This window comes from Bradyrhizobium sp. HKCCYLRH3059, assembly GCF_051168035.1.
Lineage (GTDB): Bacteria > Pseudomonadota > Alphaproteobacteria > Rhizobiales > Xanthobacteraceae > Bradyrhizobium.
Map to the genome: position 1 here is coordinate 1,417,543 of NZ_JBNPUF010000001.1, position 23,628 is coordinate 1,441,170.

The 23,628-nt window shown below is 66.7% G+C and carries 22 protein-coding genes and 1 other RNA gene; 14 read left to right on the top strand and 9 right to left on the bottom strand.

What is annotated here, in order from left to right:
• Positions 1 to 504: 504 nt before the first annotated feature.
• From ssrS to ACQR13_RS06490, 3 genes are all read left to right on the top strand, one after another.
• Positions 505 to 666: non-coding RNA, 6S RNA (gene ssrS / locus ACQR13_RS06480), on the top strand.
• A gap of 110 nt (positions 667 to 776) precedes the next feature.
• On the top strand, positions 777 to 1,358 hold the full coding sequence (locus ACQR13_RS06485) for a 5-formyltetrahydrofolate cyclo-ligase (protein ID WP_315714372.1): 582 nt from the start codon (positions 777 to 779) through the stop codon (positions 1,356 to 1,358).
• 1 nt (position 1,359) lies between these two features.
• Complete coding sequence (locus tag ACQR13_RS06490) at positions 1,360 to 2,184, top strand: TIGR00282 family metallophosphoesterase (RefSeq protein ID WP_434862673.1); 825 nt, start codon at positions 1,360 to 1,362, stop codon at positions 2,182 to 2,184.
• Between the two features lie 9 nt (positions 2,185 to 2,193).
• On the opposite strand, the gene ACQR13_RS06495 is transcribed toward ACQR13_RS06490, so the two are convergent.
• Positions 2,194 to 3,624 (bottom strand): methyl-accepting chemotaxis protein, encoded by a 1,431-nt coding sequence (locus ACQR13_RS06495; RefSeq protein ID WP_315713921.1) that lies wholly within the window; start codon positions 3,622 to 3,624, stop codon positions 2,194 to 2,196.
• A 45-nt stretch (positions 3,625 to 3,669) separates the two neighbouring features.
• A complete protein-coding gene (locus tag ACQR13_RS06500; protein ID WP_316225849.1) occupies positions 3,670 to 5,418 on the bottom strand; it encodes a methyl-accepting chemotaxis protein in 1,749 nt (582 codons plus the stop codon).
• Positions 5,419 to 5,640: 222 nt separating this feature from the next.
• Here ACQR13_RS06500 and ACQR13_RS06505 point away from each other — a divergent pair, with 222 nt between their 5' ends.
• From ACQR13_RS06505 to ybgC, 7 genes are all read left to right on the top strand, one after another.
• Positions 5,641 to 6,387: a YebC/PmpR family DNA-binding transcriptional regulator gene (locus ACQR13_RS06505; protein WP_316201434.1), complete on the top strand. Its 747-nt coding sequence runs from the start codon at positions 5,641 to 5,643 to the stop codon at positions 6,385 to 6,387.
• 73 nt (positions 6,388 to 6,460) lie between these two features.
• The gene (gene ruvC, locus ACQR13_RS06510) at positions 6,461 to 6,988 is read left to right on the top strand and encodes a crossover junction endodeoxyribonuclease RuvC (RefSeq protein WP_315713924.1); all 528 of its coding nucleotides are present in this window, start codon (positions 6,461 to 6,463) and stop codon (positions 6,986 to 6,988) included.
• The gene (gene ruvA, locus ACQR13_RS06515; RefSeq protein WP_008961684.1) at positions 6,985 to 7,602 is read left to right on the top strand and encodes a Holliday junction branch migration protein RuvA; all 618 of its coding nucleotides are present in this window, start codon (positions 6,985 to 6,987) and stop codon (positions 7,600 to 7,602) included. Before ruvC ends, ruvA begins: the two co-directional genes overlap by 4 nt.
• 45 nt (positions 7,603 to 7,647) lie before the next feature.
• Positions 7,648 to 8,067, top strand: coding sequence for a cytidine deaminase (locus ACQR13_RS06520; RefSeq protein ID WP_315713925.1), 420 nt, complete (start codon positions 7,648 to 7,650; stop codon positions 8,065 to 8,067).
• A complete protein-coding gene (gene ruvB, locus ACQR13_RS06525; RefSeq protein WP_315713926.1) occupies positions 8,064 to 9,113 on the top strand; it encodes a Holliday junction branch migration DNA helicase RuvB in 1,050 nt (349 codons plus the stop codon). Before ACQR13_RS06520 ends, ruvB begins: the two co-directional genes overlap by 4 nt.
• A gap of 84 nt (positions 9,114 to 9,197) precedes the next feature.
• A complete protein-coding gene (locus tag ACQR13_RS06530; protein WP_434844583.1) occupies positions 9,198 to 10,118 on the top strand; it encodes a metallophosphoesterase in 921 nt (306 codons plus the stop codon).
• A gap of 80 nt (positions 10,119 to 10,198) precedes the next feature.
• Positions 10,199 to 10,648: a tol-pal system-associated acyl-CoA thioesterase gene (gene ybgC / locus ACQR13_RS06535; protein WP_316165763.1), complete on the top strand. Its 450-nt coding sequence runs from the start codon at positions 10,199 to 10,201 to the stop codon at positions 10,646 to 10,648.
• Between the two features lie 184 nt (positions 10,649 to 10,832).
• On the opposite strand, the gene ACQR13_RS06540 is transcribed toward ybgC, so the two are convergent.
• The 5 genes from ACQR13_RS06540 to ACQR13_RS06560 form a co-directional block, all read right to left on the bottom strand.
• Positions 10,833 to 11,414: a PQQ-binding-like beta-propeller repeat protein gene (locus ACQR13_RS06540; protein WP_434862674.1), complete on the bottom strand. Its 582-nt coding sequence runs from the start codon at positions 11,412 to 11,414 to the stop codon at positions 10,833 to 10,835.
• Positions 11,396 to 13,051, bottom strand: a complete 1,656-nt coding sequence (locus ACQR13_RS06545; protein WP_434862675.1) for a PQQ-binding-like beta-propeller repeat protein — start codon at positions 13,049 to 13,051, stop codon at positions 11,396 to 11,398. Before ACQR13_RS06545 ends, ACQR13_RS06540 begins: the two co-directional genes overlap by 19 nt.
• Positions 12,964 to 13,326 carry a hypothetical protein gene (locus ACQR13_RS06550; RefSeq protein ID WP_315752625.1) on the bottom strand — a complete coding sequence of 121 codons (363 nt, stop codon included), beginning with the start codon at positions 13,324 to 13,326 and terminating at the stop codon, positions 12,964 to 12,966. Before ACQR13_RS06550 ends, ACQR13_RS06545 begins: the two co-directional genes overlap by 88 nt.
• A 258-nt stretch (positions 13,327 to 13,584) precedes the next feature.
• Complete coding sequence (locus tag ACQR13_RS06555; RefSeq protein WP_410052249.1) at positions 13,585 to 13,833, bottom strand: DUF4396 domain-containing protein; 249 nt, start codon at positions 13,831 to 13,833, stop codon at positions 13,585 to 13,587.
• A gap of 132 nt (positions 13,834 to 13,965) precedes the next feature.
• The gene (locus ACQR13_RS06560; RefSeq protein WP_316193532.1) at positions 13,966 to 14,493 is read right to left on the bottom strand and encodes a ParB N-terminal domain-containing protein; all 528 of its coding nucleotides are present in this window, start codon (positions 14,491 to 14,493) and stop codon (positions 13,966 to 13,968) included.
• Between the two features lie 284 nt (positions 14,494 to 14,777).
• Between ACQR13_RS06560 and ACQR13_RS06565 the strand changes: the two genes are divergently transcribed.
• Entirely contained in the window at positions 14,778 to 15,758 is a 981-nt protein-coding gene (locus ACQR13_RS06565) for a catalase family peroxidase (protein WP_434841707.1), read from the top strand.
• An 80-nt stretch (positions 15,759 to 15,838) separates the two neighbouring features.
• On the opposite strand, the gene ACQR13_RS06570 is transcribed toward ACQR13_RS06565, so the two are convergent.
• Positions 15,839 to 15,982 (bottom strand): hypothetical protein, encoded by a 144-nt coding sequence (locus ACQR13_RS06570; protein ID WP_315713934.1) that lies wholly within the window; start codon positions 15,980 to 15,982, stop codon positions 15,839 to 15,841.
• An 885-nt stretch (positions 15,983 to 16,867) separates the two neighbouring features.
• Between ACQR13_RS06570 and ACQR13_RS06575 the strand changes: the two genes are divergently transcribed.
• On the top strand, positions 16,868 to 18,349 hold the full coding sequence (locus tag ACQR13_RS06575) for an outer membrane protein (RefSeq protein WP_434862676.1): 1,482 nt from the start codon (positions 16,868 to 16,870) through the stop codon (positions 18,347 to 18,349).
• Between the two features lie 84 nt (positions 18,350 to 18,433).
• Here ACQR13_RS06575 and ACQR13_RS06580 read toward each other — a convergent pair whose 3' ends face one another.
• Positions 18,434 to 20,623 (bottom strand): methyl-accepting chemotaxis protein, encoded by a 2,190-nt coding sequence (locus ACQR13_RS06580; protein ID WP_316201426.1) that lies wholly within the window; start codon positions 20,621 to 20,623, stop codon positions 18,434 to 18,436.
• Positions 20,624 to 20,951: 328 nt separating this feature from the next.
• Between ACQR13_RS06580 and ACQR13_RS06585 the strand changes: the two genes are divergently transcribed.
• Complete coding sequence (locus tag ACQR13_RS06585) at positions 20,952 to 21,953, top strand: helix-turn-helix domain-containing protein (RefSeq protein ID WP_315713937.1); 1,002 nt, start codon at positions 20,952 to 20,954, stop codon at positions 21,951 to 21,953.
• 147 nt (positions 21,954 to 22,100) lie between these two features.
• Entirely contained in the window at positions 22,101 to 23,618 is a 1,518-nt protein-coding gene (gene adh / locus ACQR13_RS06590) for an aldehyde dehydrogenase (protein ID WP_315713938.1), read from the top strand.
• Positions 23,619 to 23,628 lie beyond the last annotated feature (10 nt).

Here is a 23,628-nt window from a genome sequence, read left to right on the forward strand (position 1 = left end):
GTGTCCCGCGCAACGCGCGCAAGCGCGTTGTCGCGCATGGTGGCCAACAAGCCCGGCGCACCAGGGAGATCGCGAAGCAGCCGTTCAAACCGTCGCGCAGGGAAGGCCGGGTGTTTCCGGCTGCACCTGTGGTACCTGCCGCCTGCATTTTTTACGCAGGCGGGCCACGGGCGTCAGCCGACGCCCGGCCTTCCCTGTGCCCTCTGTGTCGAGAGGGCGAGCCAAATGAACAACTCGGACGCCGAGCGCCACGAGGACGCGATGCCATGCCTATTCTGATCTGCTCTGCCGTGTTCGGCCCGGCTCCTACCACCCGACAACTGTCATCGCCCGCGAAAAGCGGGCGATCCGGTACGCCGCGGCCTGTCGGCTCAACCACTGCTGCCTCGGCGTACGGGGGCGCCCGGTCAAGCCGGGCGACGACGCCGAGGTTGGACAACGGCAGCGCGCGTCAATCCGCTTCCACCGCTGGCAAAATCACCCCGCCATGGTTACATTGCGTCAGCGAGGCTGCGACGCGCGTCCGGAACCAACATATCCCCGGGGCCTTATCGATCCTTTAGGGAACTGTCCCTGGCCAGGTCCGTGGACCTGGACATATGGTGCCCACCTACTTTCGTAGGGAACTCCGGGATCGAGCGTTTCAACGGCGATTGCGGCTTCGCGCTTGTCTCTCTCCCTCTGTTCTGTCCCCTTGATTGCCGATCTGCTGCGTTTCTGAGAACGTTGGAGTGCCCGCGTCCGCGAGCTCTTGACGGAGATCCCGCCGCATGCCGATGAAGGCCGTCCAGCACACCAAGCAGCAGCTGCGGGCTGCAGCCCTCGCCGCGCGCGACGCGCTGAGCGACGAGGCGCGCAGCGCCGCCGCGCAGGCCATCGCGGCGCGCGGGCTCCCCTTCGCGCTGGAGCCGGGCCAGGTGGTCTCCGGCTATGCGCCGATTCGCAACGAGCTCGATCCGGTGCCGCTGATGCGCGTGCTGGCGGCGAAGGGCGCGCGGCTGGCACTGCCGGTCATCCTGGCGCGCGGCCATTCGCTCTCCTTCCGGGCGTGGTCGCCGGGTGATCGGCTGACATTGGGCTCGCTCGGTATCCCCGAGCCGTCGCCCGTTGCGGCCGAGCTGGTGCCGGACGTGATGCTGGTCCCGCTCGCCGCCTTCGACCGCACCGGCCATCGCATCGGTTACGGCGGCGGCTACTACGACTACACCTTCTCGCACTTGCGTAAATCGCATCACCTCATCGGCGTCGGCCTCGGCTTTGCCGTGCAGGAAACCGAGGCGATCCCGGCCTTGGCCCACGACGCGGCGCTGGATTATGTGCTAACCGAGCGCGAGACCTTGGATTTCCGGAGCAATTGAGTTGCGAATTCTCTTCGTCGGCGACGTCGTCGGCCGGGCCGGCCGCAGCGCCGTCTCGGACCACCTGCCAGGCTTGATCCGCGATTGGGCGCTCGATCTCGTCATCGTCAATGGCGAGAACGCGGCCGGCGGGTTCGGCATCACCGAGGCGATCTATCAGGAGCTGGTCGATGCCGGCGCCGACGCGGTCACGCTCGGCAACCACTCCTGGGACCAGCGCGAGGCGCTGGTGTTCATCGAGCGCGCACCGCGCCTGGTGCGCCCTGCGAATTATCCGGCGGGCACGCCCGGCCGTGGCGCGGCGCTGGTCGACGCCAAGAACGGCGCCCGCGCGCTGGTGGTCAACGTGCTCGGGCGCGTGTTCATGACGCCGTTCGACGACCCGTTCGCGGCTGTCGGCCGCGAGCTCGGCGCCTGCCCGCTGCGCGAGGCGGCGGATGCGATCGTGGTCGACGTGCATTGCGAGGCCTCCAGCGAGAAGCAGGGCCTGGGCTATTTCTGCGACGGCCGCGCCAGCCTCGTCGTCGGCACCCATACGCATGTGCCAACGGCCGATCACCAGATCCTGCCCGGCGGCACCGCCTACATGACCGATGCCGGCATGACCGGCGATTACGACTCCATCATCGGCATGCAGAAGGACGAGCCGCTGCGCCGCTTCCAGTCGGGCATCCCGTCGGCGCGCTTCGAGCCGGCCCCCGGCGAGGCGACGTTGAGCGGCGTGGCGGTCGAGACCGACAACGGCACCGGGCTTGCGATCAAGATCGCGCCGGTGCGCATCGGCGGCCGGCTGTCGCCGGCGAAGCCTTCGTTCTGGGGAGGATGAGAGCCTGGATCAGGCCTTGAGCCGAAAACCCATCCGGAACGCGCCCCAATGCCGGCCCTTGATGAAGATCGGCGCCGAGAGGTCCTTCATCAGCACGAACTGCCCGCCGCCCATGTCGCGGCGGTAGGTCTGCAGCAGAAACGGCTTGTTGCTGGCGGCGGCGACCTTCTTCACCGCGCGGTCCTCGAACAGCCGGCGGTTGCGGCAGTTGGCGTTGTTCCAGACCGGATCGGGCCCCTGCGGCTTGCGGTAGTTCGGATTGTGCGTCGGCAGGTAGCCGCCGCGCGCCCAGGCGACGCAGAACACGATGCGCGGATCGCTGCCCTGGATCGGGTCCTGGATCGCCGGCAGGACGCGGTCGGTGAATTCGACGTAGCGCGTCATGTACTGCTTGGGATTGGTGCCGGGGATCTCGCGATAGCTCTCGTCCATCAGGTCGGCGAGCGTGATCTCGCCGCGGTCGATCGCCGTTTCGAAGGTCGCCGAGATCTGCCGGGCGGTGTCGACGACGGTCTTGATCAGCGGCGCGTCCGCGGTCTGTACGCCGCTCTCGGCGATCAGCCCGATCAGCGCCTCGGAATGATCGAGCAGCTTGGCGATCCGGCTGTCGGCCTGTTTGAGCTCGACCGAGGACTGGTCGACGCCCTTGGCGAGCTCGTTGAGCTCGCTGATCACGGCGTCGCAATGCGCGAGGTTGGAGGTCGCGGCCTTCGCCACGCCGTCGATCTCCTGGCCGACGCTGGTGAAGCCGTCCTGGACGCGGACGATGATGCCGCCGATCTGCTGGGCGCCTTCACCCGCGGTCTTGGCGCGGGAGGAGGCCTGGCCGCTCTCGCCGAGCAGGCTCTTCACCTGCGAGTCGAGCCCGCGCAGGGTATCGCCGATCTCCTGGGTGGCCTGCCGCGTCGCCTCGGCGAGCGACTTCACCTCGCTTGCGACGACAGCGAAGCCCCGGCCGGCGCTGCCGGCACGGGCCGCCTCGATGGTTGCGTTCAGCGCCAGCAGGTTGGTCTGCTTGGCGATCGCCTCGATCGCGACCGAGACCTTGGCGACCTGCGACAGCGCATCGCCGACCGAGCCGAGCCGCTGCTCGATGCGCTCGACGGACTCGACCAATTCGGCGATGTGCCGCACCGCGGTGTCGACCACGTTGCGCGACTGGGCGATGTCGCCGACCGCGGCGGTCGTGGCCGATTGCACCGCCTGCGAGGCGGTGGCGATGTCGTGATTGGCCGCGACCATGGTCTTGGCGGTGGCCTGGAGATGCCCGAACCGCTGCGACTGGTAGCTGACGCGGTTGGCGACCTCCTGGACGTTGCCGGCGACATCGGCGAGCTCGACGCCGAGACCGCCGATGCGGTCGGCGATCTCGTCCATCAGCCGTTCGGCGCCGGTGCGCGCGTCGTGACTTTCCAGAATGGCGCGTTGCGCGACCGACATGTCCAGACTCCCGGGCTTGAAAGGATCAGAAAATCACGGCTTGGCTCACAATTTGTAGGCGGTGCGGAAGCCGCCCCAGTGCCGGCCGCGAACCCGGATCGGCACGTCGATTTCGCGCATCATGACGGTGTTGCCGTTGCCCATGTCGCGCGCGTAGCTCTGGATCAGATAGGGCCGCTGGCTGCGGCCTGCCGCGAGCCCGGCCGGATCGTTGAAGATGCGGCGGTTGCGGCTGTTGGCGGTGTTGAAGGCCGTGTCGCCCGGCCGCTGCGGATGCGAATAGATCCGGTTGTGCACCGGCAGATAGCCGTTGCGGTCGATCGCCACGCAGAACGCCATGCGCTGGTCCTTGGCGAGGAAGGCCTCCTGGAACGACGGCAGCACGCGCTCGGCCCAGTCGAGGATCCGGCTGCGGTGCTGCTGCGGATTGGTGCCGGGGATCTCGACATAGTTGGTATCGAACATGTCCTCGAGCGTGATCTCGCCGCGCGCAACGGCGCTCTCGAACATCCGGTTCAGCTCGGTGCCGGCTTCCATGGCGCGGGTGACGAACTCGTTGTTCTCCTCGTGCAGCGCCCAGAGCTTGTCCTCGATCTTCTCGCGCAGCTCGGCGCTTGGCGCATCGAACCGCGCCTGGGCGCCGGCCTTGACCTGCTCGGTGACGCGCAGGCGGCACGGACCGACGTCCTCCAGCACGGCGTCGAGACGCTCGTTCACGGGCAGGCGGCTCGCATCCGGGCCGGTGATCAGAAGGCCGTCGTTGGAAATCTCATAGACCGGCGCACCGATCGTGCGTGCGCCCGACTTGATCTCGAGCTTGAGGTGGCAGGGCAGACGCTCGCTGCCGCTGCGCACGGGCCGATCGCCCTGCCGCAGCAGCACGGCGCAGCGCGCCTTCAGCTTCTGGGCGTACATCGTCACGGCGCGGCCGGCGTTCGTGACGCGCTCGCCATAGCTCTCGGCCTGCTGGGTGGCGCTGCTGATGTCGGCGGCGCTGTCGACCACCGAGGATATGAACTGCGAGGCCTGGGCCGCATTGTTCGACATCTCGCCGGTGGTCTGGTTCTGCTCGGCGACGGCGCCGTTGACGTTGGTGAAGACGGGGCGGATCGCCTCGATCGCCTGGGCGATGCGGTGGACGGCGTCGGCCGAGCCGGCGGCGTCCTTCTGCAGTGCCTCGATCTTGCGGGTGATCTCCTCGGTCGCGTTCTGGGTCTGGACGGCAAGCGCCTTGACCTCGGTGGCCACTACGGCAAAGCCGCGGCCGGCCTCGCCGGCGCGGGCGGCCTCGATGGTCGAGTTGAGCGCGAGCAAGGTGGTCTGGCGCGCGATCTGGGAGATCAGGTTGACGACGTTGCCGATCGCCGCCGAGGATTCGCGCAGGCGGTCGACGTTGGCCCGGGCTTCCGAGGCGGCGGCGCTGGCCTGGTCGGCGAGCTGGCCGGCGTCCTGGACCTGGGCACGGATACCGTGGGCGGATTGGGTCACCTTCTCTGCGGCGTGGGCGAACGTCGCCGCCGTTCCTTGCGCGGTGCTGCTGCGTCCGCTCAGCGCATCGGCGCGCTGGCGAATGTCCGTCAGCGTCCCCGCCGTCGCCTCGGCGCCGCTGGCGACCGCATCGGCGGCGCGCTCCAGCTGGCGAATCATGCCGCCGAGTTCCAGCTCCAGCAGGTCGAGGATGGCCTTGGCCGAATCGGCATCCGACGACGCCAGCGGCTCCGGCGCGGCTACCGGCTTCGGTTCGGCCACCGGCTCGGGCGCAGAGGCTCGTCTTGCAAAGAAACCAAACGCCATGGGGTAGGCCCCGGTGCGGGTGAAAAGGTGCAGAGGGGCGGCATCGTTGCACTTGACTGTGAAGCCATGGTTAACATTTGGCTTATGGTGCGGGGCAGCCAACTGGCTCTCCGAGGAGGGGGCAGCCACCCTGAAACCACCTCAAATCTTTGATTTTGACGATTCCCGGCCTATAAGGCCGCGCTTCCCCACCTGATCCCCTACGATTGCAAGAGACCTCGCATGGCCGGCCATTCCCAATTCAAGAACATCATGCATCGCAAGGGCCGGCAGGATGCGATGAAGTCCAAGCTGTTCGGCAAGCTGGCGCGCGAAATTACCGTCGCCGCCAAGCTCGGCACGCCCGACCCGGCGATGAACCCGCGGCTGCGCGCCGCCGTGGTCGCCGCCCGGGCCGAGAACATGCCCAAGGACAACATCGAGCGGGCCATCAAGAAGGCACTCGGCGGCGAGGGCGACAACTATGCCGAGATCCGCTACGAGGGCTACGGCCCGGGCGGCGTCGCCGTCATCGTCGAGGCGCTGACCGACAACCGCAACCGCGCCGCGTCCGACATCCGCTCCTTCTTCACCAAATCAGGCGGCAACCTCGGCGAGACCGGCTCGGTCTCGTTCATGTTCGACCGCGTCGGCATCATCGAATTCGACCGCGGCGTCGCTTCCGACGATGCCGTGCTGGACGCCGCGATCGAGGCCGGCGCCGACGACGTGATCTCGGGCGAGGGCGGCCACGAGGTCTATGCCTCGCCGGACAGTTTCCATGAAGTCGCCAAGAACCTCGAAGCCAAGTTCGGCGAGCCGCGCAAGGCGGCGCTGACCTGGAAGCCGCAGAACACGGTCGCGGTCGACGACGAGACCGGCGAGAAGCTGCTGAAGCTGATGGACCTCCTGAACGAACACGACGACGTTCAGAACGTCTACGCCAATTTCGAGATCTCGGACGCCCTGATGGCGAAGATGGGCGGTTGACGGACGCTCAACCACGTCGTTCGTGTGTTCCGTTTATGTTTCCATCGGTGCGGCGCGAGGCTATCTCTAATCCATGAAAGCCCAGCCGATTCGCGCAGCAATCCGCATCATCGGGATCGATCCCGGCCTCCGCCGCACCGGTTGGGGCGTGATCGAGAGCGAGGGCAACCGGCTGATCTATGTCGGTTGCGGCTCGGTCGAGCCGCCCGATGATCTGCCGCTGGCGAGCCGGCTGCTGGCGATCCATGAGGGGCTCTCGGCGGTGCTCGGCCGGTTCGCGCCGATGGAAGCTGCGGTCGAGCAGACATTCGTCAACAAGGACGGCGTCGCCACCCTGAAGCTCGGCCAGGCCCGCGGCATCGCCATGCTGGCGCCGGCGATGTTCGGAATTTCGGTCGCCGAATACGCCCCCAACCAGGTCAAGAAGACCGTGGTCGGCGCCGGTCATGCCGACAAGGGCCAGATCGCGGTGATGCTGAAGATCCTGCTGCCGAAGGCCGAGCCGCCGTCGGCCGACGCGGCGGACGCGCTCGCCATCGCCATCACCCACGCCCATCACCGCCAGGGCCAGGCGCTGCGCATGAAGGTGGCCGGGCTATGATCGGCAAGCTGAAGGGGCTGATCGATTCCTACGCGGAGGATTTCGTCATCCTCGACGTCGGCGGCGTCGGCTACCAGGTGCACTGCTCGGCGCGCACGCTGCAGGCCTTGCCGTCGCCCGGTGAAGCCGCCACATTGTCGATCGAGACCTATGTGCGCGAGGACCAGATCAAGCTGTTCGGTTTTCGCTCGGATGTCGAACGGGAATGGTTTCGCCTTTTGCAGACGGTGCAGGGCGTCGGCGCCAAGGTCGCCCTCGCGGTCCTAGGCACTCTGCCGCCGGCGGACCTCGCCAATGCGATCGCGCTGCGCGACAAGGCCGCGGTGGCGCGCACGCCGGGCGTCGGCCCCAAGGTCGCCGAGCGCATCGTCACCGAGCTGAAGGACAAGGCGCCGGCGTTCGCCGATGTCGATCCCGGTGTCGTCAGGCTGTCCGGCGCCATCGAAGAATCCCGCGCGCCGCAGCCGATCGCGGACGCGATCTCCGCGCTCATCAATCTCGGCTATGGCCAGCCGCAGGCGGCTGCCGCCATTGCCGCCGCGTCACGCGCGGCCGGCGACAAGGCCGAGACCGCGCAACTCATTCGCCTCGGCCTCAAGGAGCTGGCGAAATAGGCTATCGTCGCCCGGCCGGGCGAGCAGAAGGACATCCGTTTCCCCATGGTGAGCAAGAAGGACAAGGAGCTGATCGAGGCGGCCGCATCAGCGGTCAAGAGCCGCTATCGCAACGATTGGCAGGAGGTCGGCGCCGCCATGCGCACGCGCGACGGCCGCATCATCACCGGCGTCAACATCGATGCCTATCTCGGCCGCAACGCTGTCTGCGCCGAGGCCATCGCGATCGGCCGCGCCATCACCGAGTTTGGCGACCACGGCATCGAGACCATCGTTGCCGTGCGCCATCCCAAGCCCGGCGAGCCCGGCGAGGTCGCCGTGGTCTCGCCCTGCGGCACCTGCCGCGAGCTGATCCACGACTATGATGCCAAGGCGCGCGTCATCGTGCCGTCGAACGGCAAGGGGCCTGCGGCGGTGACCATCGGCGAATTGCTGCCGAACAAATACAGGCGCGGCAACGAATGAAGCCGCCGGCGCGCATGGTCAGTCCGGAGCGGCGCTCCGACGATGTCGGCGACACTGCGCTGCGTCCGCAGCAGCTGTCGGAGTTCGTCGGCCAGCAGCAGGCGCGCGCCAACCTCTCGATCTTCATCGAGGCGGCGCGCAAGCGCGGCGAGGCGCTCGACCATGTGCTGTTCGTCGGTCCGCCCGGACTTGGCAAGACGACGCTGGCGCAGATCGTGGCGCGTGAGCTCGGCGTCGGCTTCCGCGCCACCTCGGGCCCGGTCATCGCCAAGGCCGGCGATCTCGCCGCGCTGCTGACCAATCTCGAAGAGCGCGACGTGCTGTTCATCGACGAGATCCATCGTCTCAGCCCGGCGGTCGAGGAGGTCCTTTATCCGGCGATGGAGGATTTCCAGCTCGATCTCATCATCGGCGAAGGCCCCGCGGCCCGCTCGGTCAAGATCGACCTGTCGAAGTTCACGCTGGTCGGCGCGACGACGCGCGCAGGCCTGCTGACCAATCCGTTGCGTGACCGGTTCGGCATTCCGATCCGACTGAACTTCTACACGGTGGAGGAGCTCGAAGGCATCGTCACGCGCGGTGCCCGCGTGCTCGGGGTCGGCATGACCGCCGACGGCGCCAACGAGATCGCGCGGCGCGCCCGCGGCACGCCACGGATCGCCGGCCGCCTGCTGCGCCGCGTGCGCGACTTCGCGTCGGCCGCCAACGCCAGTGCGATCGATCGCGCCATCGCCGATCACGCGCTGAGCGCGCTCGAAGTGGATGCCGCCGGGCTGGACGCGATGGACCGGCGCTATCTCTCGACCATCGCGCTGAACTACGGCGGCGGGCCGGTCGGCGTCGAGACCATGGCGGCAGCGCTGTCGGAGCCGCGCGATGCGATCGAGGACATCATCGAGCCGTATCTGATCCAATGCGGCTATCTGCAGCGTACGCCGCGCGGCCGGCTGCTGACGTCGCACGCGTTCAGGCATCTCGGCCTGGCCGAGCCCTCGAACCGCGATCCCGGCCAGTTCGGCCTGTTCGGCAGCGAGGACGATGATTAACGAAACTGCTGACAATCTGCACAGACGCACCCGAAATCGGTTGCAATGATCGGGGAGAAGGGAGCCGCTGCGAGGAGTTTATCGATGCTGTCACGCCGTCGCTTTCTGTCATTCTCAGGCGGTCTTGCCGCCACCGGTTTTTCGACCGCGACCTACGGCGTCGGCGTCGAGCCGCTCCGCCTGGGCGTCACCGACTATCACATCCATCCACGCAACTGGCCGGCTGGGCTAAGACTGAAGATCGCGGCCATCGCCGACATCCATGCCTGCGATCCCTGGATGTCGCTCGCTCATATCGACGGGATCGTCCAGCGAACCAACGCGCTGCAGCCGGATCTGATCGTTCTGCTCGGCGACTACGTCGCCGGTCATCGTCATCACATCGGACGCATCGACGCCGATGCCTGGGCGCCGGTGCTCGGCGGCCTGAAGGCGCCGTTGGGCGTGCACGCCATCCTGGGCAATCATGATTATTGGGATGATCGAACCGTGCAGCGCGACGGCCGCGGCGCGCCGTATGCCCAGAAGGCGCTCGAGGCCGCCGGTATTCCCGTCTACGAGAACGACGTCGTGCGTCTCACCAAGAATGGCCATGCCTTCTGGCTTGCCGGCCTCGGCGATCAGTTGGCCTACATGCCAGCGCGGCGCTTCCGGCCGATGCCGCGGATCGGCATCGATGATCTCGCAGGGACGCTGCGCAAGGTGACGGACAGCGCCCCGGTAATTCTACTGGCGCACGAGCCCGACGTCGCGCTCCGGGTGCCGCCGCGCGTGGCGCTGCAGCTGTCGGGGCATACGCATGGCGGCCAGATCCGCGTGCTCGGCTGGTCGCCGGCCGTTCCCGCGCGTAATGGCGTCAATCTGGCCTACGGCCACATCCGCACCCAATGCGACGTGATCGTCTCCGGCGGCCTCGGCTGCAGCATCATGCCAGTCCGGATCGGCATGCCGCCGGAGATCGTGCTGGTCAACGTCGGCAGGGAACCCGTCGAGGTGACGTCCTAGCCGGCTCGTGCTGGCCTGCTCTTGCGTTGGCCGTTGAACTGGGCGAAACGATCGCCATTTCCGGCTATCGAGGGCTTCCCTTGACCCAACGACATCTCGACGGCGCGATCCGCGACGGCCGCCACCACATGCAGGTGCGGGTCTACTACGAGGACACGGATTTCTCCGGAATCGTCTATCACGCCAACTACCTCCGCTTCATGGAGCGCGGCCGCACCAATCATCTGCGGCTGATGGGCGCCGAGCAGCACGCGCTGTTCGCGGAGGCGGCAAGCGAGGCCCCGGGCTTCGCCTTCGTGGTGCGCTCGATGACGCTCGACTTCCTGCGGCCGGCCCGTATGGACGACGTGCTCGACGTCGTCACCTGGCCCGTGGCGGTGAAGGGCGCGTCGATCACGCTGGCGCAGGAGGTCAGGCGCGGCGAGGAGGTGCTCGTCAAGGCCGACGTGAGAGTTGCGTTCGTCAGCGGCGGCAGGGCGCAGCCCATACCGAAAGCGCTGCGCGACCTGATGAAGGCGGACCTCGCCTAAAGACGTCCTAACGGTGGGCGGGCGGAGGGATGAGGATGCGCCCGCCGGCGATCGCGACCTCGCCGCGGTCCAGTCGGCCGCGCCATCTGCGCAGCGAATGCGACGGCAGCTGTATCGCCGCGGCGTAGGCACGGAAGCCATTCCGCTACGGTTCAGCGCAAGCCAGCTGGCGAGCACCGCCGCACTACGGTAGAGCGTAGACGGCGACCTGATCGCCGACCTGGTCCTTGAGGATCGTGTTGCCGCCCGCGATGAAGGCGACGTATTCGCGGCCCTTGTACTCATAGACGGCGGGATTGGCGACCGCGGGGGCCTGGACGATGTCGGACCAGAGCTCCTTGCCGTCGGCCAGCGCGTAGGCCCGCACCTTGGCGTCCATCGAGGCTCCGATGAAGATCACGCCTCCGGCCGTAACCGCCGGGCCGCCGATCGTCACCGATCCCATCGACTCCGGCATGTAGAAGCCCCACTTCTGGGAGGCGCCGATGGGACGGCGCCATTTGATGTCACCGGTGGTCATGTCGATGGCGGCGATCTCGCCGAATGGCGGCTTCCAGCAGGGCATGCCGAGCCAGTTCAGCGCGTTGTCGAGTGACATGCCGTATGGCGCACCCTCTTGAGGATAGAAGCCTTGCTCGTTGCCCGAGCCGGCTGCGCGCTGCTCATATTCTTTCCGGGGGTAGAGCTTGATGGATTGCACCACGTGCGAGAAGTTGACGATCGCGGTCTTGCCGCGCGGATCGAAGGCTACGCCGCCCCATTGCACGCCGCCGGCCGAGTCGGATAGGCGAGCACGCCGCTGTCCTTGTGAGTCGGCGGCGAGTACATGCCGGCGTAATTGAGGCTCTTCCAGAGCCTCGAGCATTGGCCGAGCCCGAGGGCGTCGGCGACCCACCAGATGGGAGGCTTCTTCGACTGGTCGAGCAGCGGCGCCGGCCTGATCGGAAACGGCTGCGTCGGCGCGTAGATTTCGCCCTGGATCGAGCCGTCGCCACCAGGCACCTTGCGCTCCTCGATCGGCCAGACGTCCTTGCCAGTGCGTCGGTCGACGACGAAGAGGAACCCCATCTTGGTTGCCTGCATCAGCGCTGGGATCTGCTTCCCATCGACGGTGATGTCCATCAACGTCGGCGCGGAGTTGATGTCGTAGTCCCAGATGTCATGGTGCACCCACTGGCGAGACCAAACGACCTCGCCGGTTTCGAGGTTGAGGGCCGTTGTCGATGTGGCCAACGGGATCGGCTCGGTGCGGTTGCCGCCCCAGTAGTTCGGGGAGGGGCTGGAGACCGGGAGATAGACCAATCCAAGTCCCTCGTCGACCGACATGCCCGTCCACACATTGGCGGTGCCGGTGCGGGACGCGATCTTCGGCGGCAGCGTAGCGAAGGACCATTGTCGCTTGCCCGTTTGCGGATCGAGCGAGAATACGGTGCCGGGCGGTGCTTCAGCATAGGCCCAGTCCTTGCCGGCCCAGCCCAGGATCACGTGATTGCCCGCGACCGTCGGCGGCTGAAGCAACGAAAGCGGATATTTGTTGTTCACGTCGTTCCACTGATCGACGTTGAGGACGCCGCCGTTCGCGAAATCACGACAGAGCTTGCCAGTATCCGCGTCCATGGCAAAGAGCTGCGCGTCCATGGTGCCGAGATAGACGATCTTCTGGCACGGCTGGCCCGCGACGGGATTCGCTGCCTCCCAATAGGCGACCCCGCGGTTCTTCAGCGCCGGCTGGGTCAAGGCCTTGAGCGTCGATTTGGAGTCGAAGGTCCATTTGACCTTTCCGGTCGCGGGCTCCAGCGCAACAACGCGATAGAACGGCGTGCCGATGTAGAGCGTGTCATTGGCAAAGATCGGCGTGGCGGACCAGACGCTGGTCGGCAGCTTGCCCGACCCATCCGAAACGTCGCCGGTGTGATACTCCCACACCTTTACCAGCGATCGGACATTGTCGGCTGTGATCTGGGTCAGGGGAGAGTACTTCTGGGCATTGAGCTGACCGTGAAACGTATTCCAGACGGCATGGGTCGGGACGAGCGGGATCGGCTTCGGCGTGGGCAAGCTGCCGGACGGCAGCTGAGCGCCTGCGTCGGCAGCTCCCGATTGCTCGTTGCCCGGTGCTGACGATGCGCGACCGGCATTGCTGTGGGGCTGCTCCGAGTCAGTGCTCGAAGGCCCATGCTGCTCTGGGCCTGGAATGCTTCCGGGGGTGGCAGCCGGATGAGCAGTGTCGTTCTGTGCAATCGCCGGCGGCAGCGCGACCATGACCGCCAGCGTGAGCGCCGCAAATGGGGCGCTACGGCAGAATGAACGGATTCTCATGCCACGGCTCTTCTTGGCTGGGGTGGGGCGGCAAGCGTCACAATCAATCCGACGAGTGCGACGACCGTGGCCGCCGCCAGCCACCACGCATGCAGAAAGCAGGCGGCGGTTATTGTGCCGAGCGCGCCGAGCAGCCCGAGGGACCAGAACACCCAGAAGAGCCACCCGCTTCGACCAAACCACAGGACGAAGGCGTCGACGACGAGTGCCAGACTGGATCCGATGACGAGCAACGCGCCCGGGGCGCCAGTGACCCCGGTCAAAGGAGCTAGGTAGTCGTAGAGGCCGAGCAGCGTGCCGGCGGCGGCTGCCACGAGGATGATGATCGGGCCGAGCGGCCTCTGCTCAAATGAGGTCAAGTCAACGCTCCAAGATTCATGGCCGACGAGCGCGGGGCAGCGGCGGTGATTCAACGGACGAGAAAAGAATGTCTCGTCGAAGCAGGGGTTCCACGCGCCGCATCCGTACCCGTTCGGGGCCGAGAAGGGCCCCCATCCGGTTTGCCAACCCAATTCCTCGGCGCATGGCGGACTATCTCTGGCACTGTCGGTATAGCGGGGGGCGTGAGACAATCCGCAGCTCAATACCAAACGGGCCTCGATCGGCCGCGGAGGTCGCTACTTCTTCTCCTTCGAGCCCCGAGTCAGAAGCCACCAGTTCGCCGGGTGGGAAGGAACCCAGGAGCACGGAACTCCGGGCTGCTGACCTTCACGAGCCGTAGACCTCCAGTCGCGTGCCGAGCACGTGTCGGAGGCCGTGGAAATGGCAAGTGTGACGCCGTGCATTCCAACCTGCCAAGACGCGATCGAAATCGTATCGGCCTTGGCGGCCGCGATAAGCCCCTGGCCGAGCGACAGACCTCGCATCGGCGCAATCGTGAAATACCCGCTGCGCAAGGCGCATCGGAGAGGCTGCCGGGGATCACGCTGCGCTGACCCGCCAGACGGACTGCCGCTCAATCAGACCGTGGCCGGGGAGGAACTCGCGCGTTGAAACCGTCAGTATCGCCCGCCGCTGCGCTCTTGTTGCTTGATCCAATCCGACAAGGTCCGGGGCGACGATCCTTGTCCGGGGCGCGATGGCTTCGCGGTGGCAGTCCTGTTGCTCCGGTTCGTCGTCTCCGTCGGCCCGCGCGGGCGCGTCGCGGCATGGGCGCCAGAGACGCCCCTCGGCGCCGTTGTGAGCTTCTCCGCTTCCTCCTTCTCCAGCCGCAGCTTGCGCAGCCGCTCCATCTTCTCGCGCTCCGGATCGACGGGCGGCGGTGGCAGCTCGCGCTGGCGGGCTTCCTCGGCGGAGATCAGCAGACCCATGATGGCGCTTTCGCCGAGGGCCTTGCAGGCTTCGAGGCGGTGCAGACCTTCGACCAGGACAAAATGGTCCTTGTCGCGGCGGACGAGGATCGGCTCGCGCTGGCCGACCTCCAAAATGCTTTCGGCCAGCGCGTCGACCGCGTCCTGCTTCAGCGCCTTGCGTTTCTTGTCGGGGATGTGGATCTTGTCGATGGGGAAGCTTTCCGGTGCGGACACAGTCGAAACTCCGTCGTGGGCGCGCCGTCCGGCGTCAGGGTCGGAGGGGGCACGATCCCCGGATCCGCACCGCAGGGCGGAGGGAGGCAGACCGGGCACGTGCGGCTACAATAGAGACATTCGCCATCTCGCCGCAAGGAGCGGTGATGGGGCGTGATGGCTCCTGTCAGACCGCAAGGTGGATCATGCCGCTGTGATGGGCGCCCAATCGGCCGCGCTCGAAAATCGCTCACGCGTCAATTCATGCTGCTATCCTGCATCGCTCATACAGGAGGACGCCGCTCATGACGATACGCACACTCGTTGCCGCGCTGGCCGGGATTGCTCTCGCGTTGCCCGCCGCTGCCCTCGCGCAGGAACCGCCGGTCGAGGAGCAACTCGTCAATGCGATGAACAAGGTGTTCGGCGTGCACGCCGGCTTTCGCGCCAATCACGCCAAGGGCGTCGTGGTCGAGGGCAAGTTCAAGCCGTCGACCGAGGCGGCGACCTTGAGCAAGGCGTCGCTGTTCAGCGGCGGCGAGATTCCGGTGACGGTGCGGTTCTCGGACTCCACCGGCGTGCCGAACCTGCCGGACGGATCCGGCGACGCCAATCCGCACGGCATGGCGGTGAAGTTTCATCTCGCCGACGGCAGCGACATGGACCTCGTGATCAACTCGCTGAAATTCTTCCCCGTCTCGACCGGTGCGGAGCTGCGCGATCTGTTCCTGGCGATCGCGGACTCTGGACCGAACGCGGCCAAGCCGACCAGGCTCGAGCAGTTCGTCGCCAGCCATCCCTCGGTGCCGGCGGCGCTCGGCACCATCGCGACGCCGGACAGTCTTGCCGACGAGGCCTATTTCGGCGTCAACGCCTTCGTCCTCGTCAACAAGGCCGGCGAGAAGCAGGCGGTGCGCTGGCAGATGCTGCCGGAGAAGGTCGTGCATATCGACCAGGAGGACGCGGCGAAACGCGCGCCGGACTTCCTGATGGCCGAGCTGCCGGCGCGGCTGAAGCAGGGGCCGGTGACGTTCCGCTTCAAGGCGCAGCTCGCCGCGGCCGGCGACGACACCAAGGATCCGGCAAAGCCGTGGCCTGACGATCGCAAGCTGGTCGAGCTCGGCGTGCTGACGATCGACAAGGCGGTCGAAGACAGTGACGCCGCGCAGAAGAAGCTGCTGTTCCTGCCGGGCCAGCTCACCGACGGCATCGAGGCCTCCGACGATCCGATGATCGACATCCGCAACGGCGCCTATGCCATCTCGTTCTCCCGGCGCAATCCGTGATGATGGTGGCATGACACGCTATGTGCCGTGCGCACCGCGCGGTGCGGCGGATCACGCTGCGCTGATCCGCCCGACGGGCCTCAGTCTGTCGTCATGGCCGAGGCGAGCCCAGCCATGATGCGCGGGCGGCGCAGGCGGCGCTTGTGCTGATGACCGGACGATTTGGCGGCGAGCTCAAATCCGTATTTCCGGTCGCGATCGGCCGTGCCCTTGCTTCGTTCCATCCTCATCGCAATCCAGAACGAGCGGAAATGGGTGCATCTCTGCGGAGTGCAGGATCGGATCGACACCCTCTGCGGGGCCTTCGAGCCCGGCGAGTGAGCACGACACAACCGGCCGCAATTATGGATGCTTCGCGGCACGCGCCCCCGATGAGTTGCCGCAACGTTGACGGAGCCACGCCTCATTCGGTGCGATTACGGCGGCGTCCGCCGCTTTCTCTCCCGATCGATGACGTCGCACAGGCTGCGCGATAACGGCGAAACCAAGAGCAGGGGTTGTCGACACGCATGGACCGCCGAGCGTCGGCGCGTCGAAGACGATGGCGACCGTGCAGCCGATATGCCGCCCTGCTCGATGTGATGCAATCGAGACGTGTAGTAGATGTGAAGGACGACGATCGCGAGGTGCGCGCGATTAGGAAGCATGCCGTCGAGCGCGGGGCCGCGCGCTGCGCATCCAGTGAGTTCGGTGCGCACGTTCGTCTACGAATGAACTCATGAGCCGCGACGGCATCGCGCATCGCGCCATTTGTCGCAATCGTGTCGCGCGCTGCTTCTTTTTGCCAGAATCCTGCATCTTGCGTGCAACAGTCAAAGCCGAATCTCGATCGCGTCGGGGGCCCGATCTGCATTCCTTCCGAATGACATTTTTCAATTCAGTTCGCGACACAATCTCACCCTCCTGATGCGGCCGCCGTTTGTTGCGGCACGTGTTCAGGAGTTGTGAGTTCGATGCGTCGCGTATTTGGCGTATGCCTTTGCCTATCTACTTTCGCAGGAAGTACGACATCGGTCTGGGCGACTGATCTCGCCCTGCCTCCCCCGCTCCCGCCGCCTGACGTCTTCGCCTACAGGTGGAGTGGCTGCCATGCCGGCGCGAATGCCGGGATGGCCTGGTCACGCCAGCAGCAGACGTGGAGCCAGGTCGCCAATGCCGCCGCCGCGCCCGTTCAGCCCGTGCAGCAACCGGTCGGCAATGCGAACAACCCGCCTGTGGTCAAGCCGCCTGTGGTTGCAAACCCTGCGCCGAACCCGCCGCCGCCGAACAACCCCGGCGGGAATAACGGCGGGTGGAAGCCGCCGCATAAGCCGCCGCAAAAGCCCCCGATCTGTGAGCGCGGCGACAAGGGCTGGTGGCAGCCCGGCAAGCCGTATGGCGACAAGGATCACGACTGGCCAAAGGTTGGATCGAAAGGCGGCGACAACAAGTCGTCCTGGCCGTCGGCGCCATCCAAGAACAAGGACAACAACTACAACGACGTCAAATATGGTGGCGGCTGGTTCGACAAGCATCACGACGACGACCATGACAAGTCGAGCGGCTGGTCGCAGCTGCATTCGAGCGGCTACTCCGACAGATCGGCTTGGCTGCACCGTGATCGGCAGGACGATCACGACAAGCCGGCTTCCGGATGGGGTGGGAAGAAGGACGACGGATACGACAAGCCACTCGGTTTCGGCTGGTCGAAGCAGCCGCTGAAGAGCGAGCGTGACAGCTACGCCTGGCTGAAGCCGGATCAACGCGACGACGACAAGCATGGCGGCTATGGCTGGGGCGGCAAGCCGCGCGACAATGATGACGGCAAGGGCGGCTATGGCGACAAGCAGCCCGACAAGGATCATTGGCAGCAGCAGGGCGGCAACGACCATCATGGCGGATGGCCGTATCATCCGGACAAGCCCTGGCCGCCGAAGAATCCGCCGCCGAACAATGGCGGCGGCCAGCCGAACCCGCCGCCGCAGGGCAACAATGGCAACCCGCCGCCGCAGAACCAGCCGCCGGTGGCAGGCGGCGGCAACGTGGCGCCGCTGCCCGTCGCTGCCGTGCAGATTCCGACCGCCATCTCGAGCAATGGCAGCGACGTCATCGGCGGCCTGCAGCTCGGCTGCGATTATCAGATGGACCGCTTCGTGGTCGGCATCCAGGCCATGGCCGATATCGGCATCATCAACGCGTCGAGCCCGCTCGGGCCGGCGCTGACGATGAACACGCGGACGAGCAACCTCTACACGGCCACGGTGCGTGCCGGCTATCTCGTGACACCTGAGATCCTGGCCTACGTGCGCGGTGGTGCGGCGTGGACACGGACCAACGTTTCGGTCGTCAACACCGCCACCGGGCAGTCGGCGAGCGTGGCGTTCAACCGCAGCGGATGGACGGTCGGCGCCGGCGTCGAGTGGATGTTCGCCCGCAACTGGTCGGCCTTCGCGGAATATGATTACGCCGATTTCGGCACCGTGACCGGCACGCTGCCGGGCGCCGCCGCGATCACCGGAGGGCCGAACGTCGTCAGCCAGAAGACCCAGCTCCACACGGCGATGGTCGGTGTCAACTACCGCTTCGAGATGCTGTCGCGCGGCGGCCGCTGAGATCAGCAGCAGACGCATTGCATCCAACACGACGAGGCCGCCTGGCTCATCCAGGCGGCCTTTTCGGTTTTGGTCGGCCGGCGCTCAGCTCGCGCGGACCGAGCTCAGGAACTTGCCGACCTCGTCCCTCAGGCGGCCACTGTCACGCGACAGCAGCTTCGCGGCCGACAGCACCTCGGAGGACGCGGTCCCGGTGCTGCTTGCGCCGCGCTGCACATCCGTGATGTTCGAGGAGACCTGCTGCGTGCCCTGGGCCGCCTGCTGGACGTTGCGCGAGATCTCCTGCGTCGCCGCGCCCTGTTGCTCGACTGCGGCGGCGATGGTGGCCGAGATCTCCGACAGACGTTCGATGGTCTCGCTGATCTCGCGGATCGCGCCGACGGACTCCTGGGTGGCGGTCTGGATGCCCGCGATCTGCTGGCCGATGTCGCCGGTCGCCTTCGCGGTCTGCTCGGCAAGCGCCTTGACCTCGGTGGCGACCACGGCAAAGCCGCGTCCGGCGTCGCCCGCCCGTGCCGCCTCGATGGTGGCGTTGAGGGCGAGCAGGTTGGTCTGGCCGGCGATGCTGTTGATGAGCTCGACGACGTCGCCGATCCGCGCGGCCGCCTTCGACAGCTCGCCGACCCGCCCCGTGGTGGAGCGTGCCTGCGTGACGGCCTCGTTGGCCATGCGCGCGGACTGCTGCACCTGGCGGCTGATCTCGGTCACCGAGGAGGCCATCTCCTCGGTCGCGGACGCCACCGACTGCACGTTGGTGGACGCCTGCTCCGATGCCGCGGCGACCGTCGTAGCCAGCGTCTGCGCCCGCTCCGCGGTGGCGCTCAACGAGCCGGCCGACGTCTCCAGCGTGCTCGAGGCAGCCGACACGGTTTCGACGATGCCGCCGACGGACGCCTCGAACTGATCCGCCATCTGGCTCATCGCGTGGCGACGCTGGGCGTCGGCGGCGGCCTGGTCCTCGGCGCGCTGCGCGATGCTCTGCTTCAGGTCGCCCTGCATGGCTTTCAGGGAGGTGGCGAGGGCTCCGACCTCGTCCGCCTGCTCGATGGTGAGGGTCTGGTTGAAGTCGCCTTTGGCGATGCCATTGGCAAACACGGCGCAATCCTGGATCGGACGGGCAATGCCCCGTGCCGCCACCCAGATGAGGAAGATCGCAAGCGCCGTGATCACCGTTCCGACCCCGAGCTGCCACAGCGTGTTGTTGGTCGAGCGGCCGCTGAGCGAGGCGTCGAGCTGCCGTGCGGAGGCGAGAACGACGTCGCGCGGGACGGAGATCACGACCGACCAGGGCGTGTCGGTGAGACCGAATGTGATCGGGGCGTAGATGTCGACGTTGGGATTGTTGGGCTCGTCGAGAACGGTGCCCTTGCCGGTTCGAACGATGGCGGCGCTGTCGGCCCAGCGCGAGTCGGCCTCGGCGGCGGATTTGCCGATGACGTTCTGGTCGGCGCTGTCGGCGACGACGAGGCCGGTGTCGTTGAGGATCACGACCTTGCCCTTGCCGTCGAACAGCGAGGTGTTGATCTTGACCGCCAGCTTCTGCACGAAGTCGAGATTGTAGTCGGCGCCGGCGAGACCGCGGAATTTGCCGTCAATCATGACGGGAACGGACATCGTGGCCAGGAACACCGGCTTGCCCTGGACGATGTAGGGCAGCGGTCCTAGGATGTTCTCCCTCCCGGTGGTGCTCGGGTTGATGTACCAGGCGCCCTTCACGAGGCCATTCTGATGGCGCTCGCTGCTGTCGTATTCGACCAGCGGCTGCACGGCGATTGCGCCGCCGGCGCTTCGCGTCCAATAGGGGAGGAAGCGGCCGGTGTGGTCGGAGCCCATTTCCTTGTTGGCCTTGAAGGCCGCATCGTTGCCGTCCAGCCCGTCGGGCTCCCAGGCCGAATAGGTGCCGTTGAAGGCGGGATTGAGCTCCAGCACGTGCCGCAGCACGGCGTTGAGCTGCGCGCGGCGGGCGCTCGTGGCGGTCCCGTTCTTGGCGTCAGCCAACACCGCAAAGGACTGCGCCAGCGTGCGCGCGGCGTCGAACCCGACCTCCAGCTCGGCCTTGATGACGTTGGCCTCGGTGGAGGCCCGGTTCATCAGGCTCTCCTTGGTCTGGCGATCGACCAGCTGCATCACCTCGTGGTTGACGTACTGGTTCATGCTCTGCGTCGAGAACAGACCGTAGCCGATCAGGATGACGCAGGTGAGCGCCAGGCAGAAGCCGGCGATCAAGGCGATCTTGGTCTGGATGGAGCGTATTGCCGCAAAGGATAGGCGCATGTTTCCCTCTCATGGTTGCCTCGCGACACCGGGCAATGACGTTCGTCGGTGCGAAGCGCGTGCGGGAACCATCCGGACTGAGGATTAATGCGCTTTAAGGCACCGGCTCCATTTCAGGGCGCACGGACCAGTTCGGGCGAGGGAGTGTCGCAGTGTTGCGACACCCCCGTAGTCGTCCGGGGAAAGTGAGGCATCGGTCGCGGCCCCGGCGGCGAGCGAAGGATTGCAGCCTGGTCGGCGTTCCTTGACGCCGGTCAAACCGCGGTGCTGTAGTTGCGCTAGTCTAGCAGTAAGCTGCGCCAACGCGGGCAGAGCCGGGAGGAGGGACATGGGGCGTTCGCCCGGGAATGCCCATTCGGATCGCGTCCTGGAGGCCTTGGCCAAGGGGGATGCGAAGGCTGACGCTGACAGCAGAGCCGACAGAGGCGCGCCGGCGGTCTCGGCGCTCGCGGCATCATGGCGCCGCTCCGGCCATCTCCATGCGCTCGATCCCGCCACGCCGAAGCTGCCGGCTCGCCTGACTGCCGCCGAAATCGCGGACGCGCGCGCGCGGCTCGGGCGGCTGCTCGCGATCGCGCAGGCGAGCCTCGACCGGCTGTTCCTGGCGGTTGGGGGCGTCGGCTGCTCGGTGCTGCTCGCCGATGCCGACGGCACCGTGCTCGAGCGCCGCGGCGCCCGCGGGGACGACGCCACTTTCGAATCCTGGGGCTTGTGGACCGGCGCGGTGTGGAGCGAGCGGCACGAGGGCACCAACGCCATCGGCACCTGCCTGGTCGAGAAGCGGCCGCTGACCATCGACCGCGATCAGCACTACCTGTCGCGCAACGCGCGCCTGTTCTGCACCACCGCGCCGATTTTCGACGAGCACGGTCAGCTCAAGGCCGCGCTCGACGTCTCCTCCTGTCGTGCCGATCTCACCGAAGGCTTCAGCCGGCTGATCGCGACCACCGTCGCGGATGCCGCGCGCCTGATCGAGGCGGAGAATTTCCGCCAGGCCTTTCCGCACGCCCGCATCGTGCTCACGCCGGACAGCGAGCGCGAGATCAACTCGCTGCTGGCAGTCGATCGCAACGACCTCGTCATCGGTGCCACACGGGCGGCGCGCCGTGCGCTCAACCTTTCTTCGTCCGCGCTGGCGCGCCCGGTGCCAGCCGGCGACCTGATCAAGGACGCAACCACCGAGGGCGACGACATCGACGCCGCCGAGCGTGCTGTTCTGAAGCGCGCGCTGGCGCGCGCCGGCGGCAACGTCTCGAAGGCGGCGAAGGAGCTCGACATGTCGCGCGCCACCCTGCACCGGAAGATGAAGCGGCTCGGGCTCGAGCGGTGAACGCGCCGCGGCTGTCGAATCGCAGCCAAGATGTCGCAGAACTGCGACACTTCCTCGGACGCGCTCGCTCCGGCCTCTGGTCTGTTGCGTCGGTTTGATCGAGCCTGTCTCCAACGCCGTGTGCATCGGCGTGAATGGGAGAGACAGATGACCAAGGTTGACGTCAATGCGGCGTTCAAGCCGCCGTTCGCTGCGCGTTACGACAATTTCATCGGCGGCGCCTGGAAGGCCCCCAACGCCGGCAAATATTTCGACAACATCTCGCCGATCACCGGCCAGCCGGTGTGCCAGATCGCGCGCTCCGATGCCTCTGACATCGAGGCCGCGCTCGACGCCGCGCATGCCGCCAAGGACGGCTGGGCCCGCGCCAGCGTCACCGAGCGCGCGATGGTCCTCAACCGGATCGCCGACCGCATGGAGGCCAATCTCGACAAGCTCGCGCTCGCCGAGACCTGGGACAATGGCAAGCCGATCCGCGAGACGACCGCCGCCGATATCCCGCTCGCCATCGATCACTTCCGCTATTTCGCCGGCGTGATCCGCGCGCAGGAAGGCTCGATCGCCGAGATCGACCACGATACCATCGCCTATCACTTCCACGAGCCGCTCGGCGTCGTCGGCCAGATCATTCCGTGGAATTTCCCGATCCTGATGGCGGCCTGGAAGCTCGCGCCCGCGCTCGCCGCCGGCAACTGCGTCGTGCTCAAGCCGGCCGAGCAGACACCGGCCTCGATCCTCGTGCTGATGGAGATCGTCGGCGACCTGCTGCCGCCGGGCGTGCTCAACGTCGTCAACGGGTTCGGCCTCGAAGCAGGCAAGCCGCTGGCATCGTCGAACCGCATCGCCAAGATCGCCTTCACCGGCGAGACCTCGACGGGGCGGCTGATCATGCAATACGCGTCGCAGAACCTGATCCCGGTGACCCTCGAGCTCGGCGGCAAGTCGCCCAACATCTTCTTCAAGGACGTCTGCGCCGAGGACGACGACTTCCTCGACAAGGCGATCGAGGGCTTCGTGATGTTCGCGCTCAACCAGGGCGAGGTCTGCACCTGCCCGAGCCGCGCGCTGATCCATGAATCGATCTATGAACGCTTCATGGAGCGTGCGCTCAAGCGCGTCGGAGCGATCGTGCAGGGCAGCCCGCTCGATCCCGCCACCATGATCGGCGCGCAGGCCTCCTCGGAGCAGCTCACCAAGATCCTGTCCTACATCGACATCGGCAAGAACGAGGGTGCGCAGCTCCTGATCGGTGGCGAGCGCAACATGCTCGGCGGCGATCTCGCCGGCGGCTATTACGTCAAGCCGACGGTGTTCAAGGGACACAACAAGATGCGCGTGTTCCAGGAGGAGATCTTCGGGCCGGTCGTCTCGGTCACCACCTTCAAGACCGAGGACGAGGCGCTGGCGATCGCCAACGACACGCTCTACGGTCTTGGCGCCGGCGTGTGGAGCCGCGACGCCAACACCTGCTACCGCTTCGGCCGCAACATCCAGGCGGGGCGCGTCTGGACCAACTGCTATCACGCCTATCCGGCGCATGCGGCGTTCGGCGGTTACAAGCAGTCGGGCGTCGGACGCGAGACCCACAAGGTGATGCTCGACCACTACCAGCAGACCAAGAACATGCTGGTCAGCTACAGCCCGAAGAAGCTCGGCTTCTTCTGAGGCAGGGGGC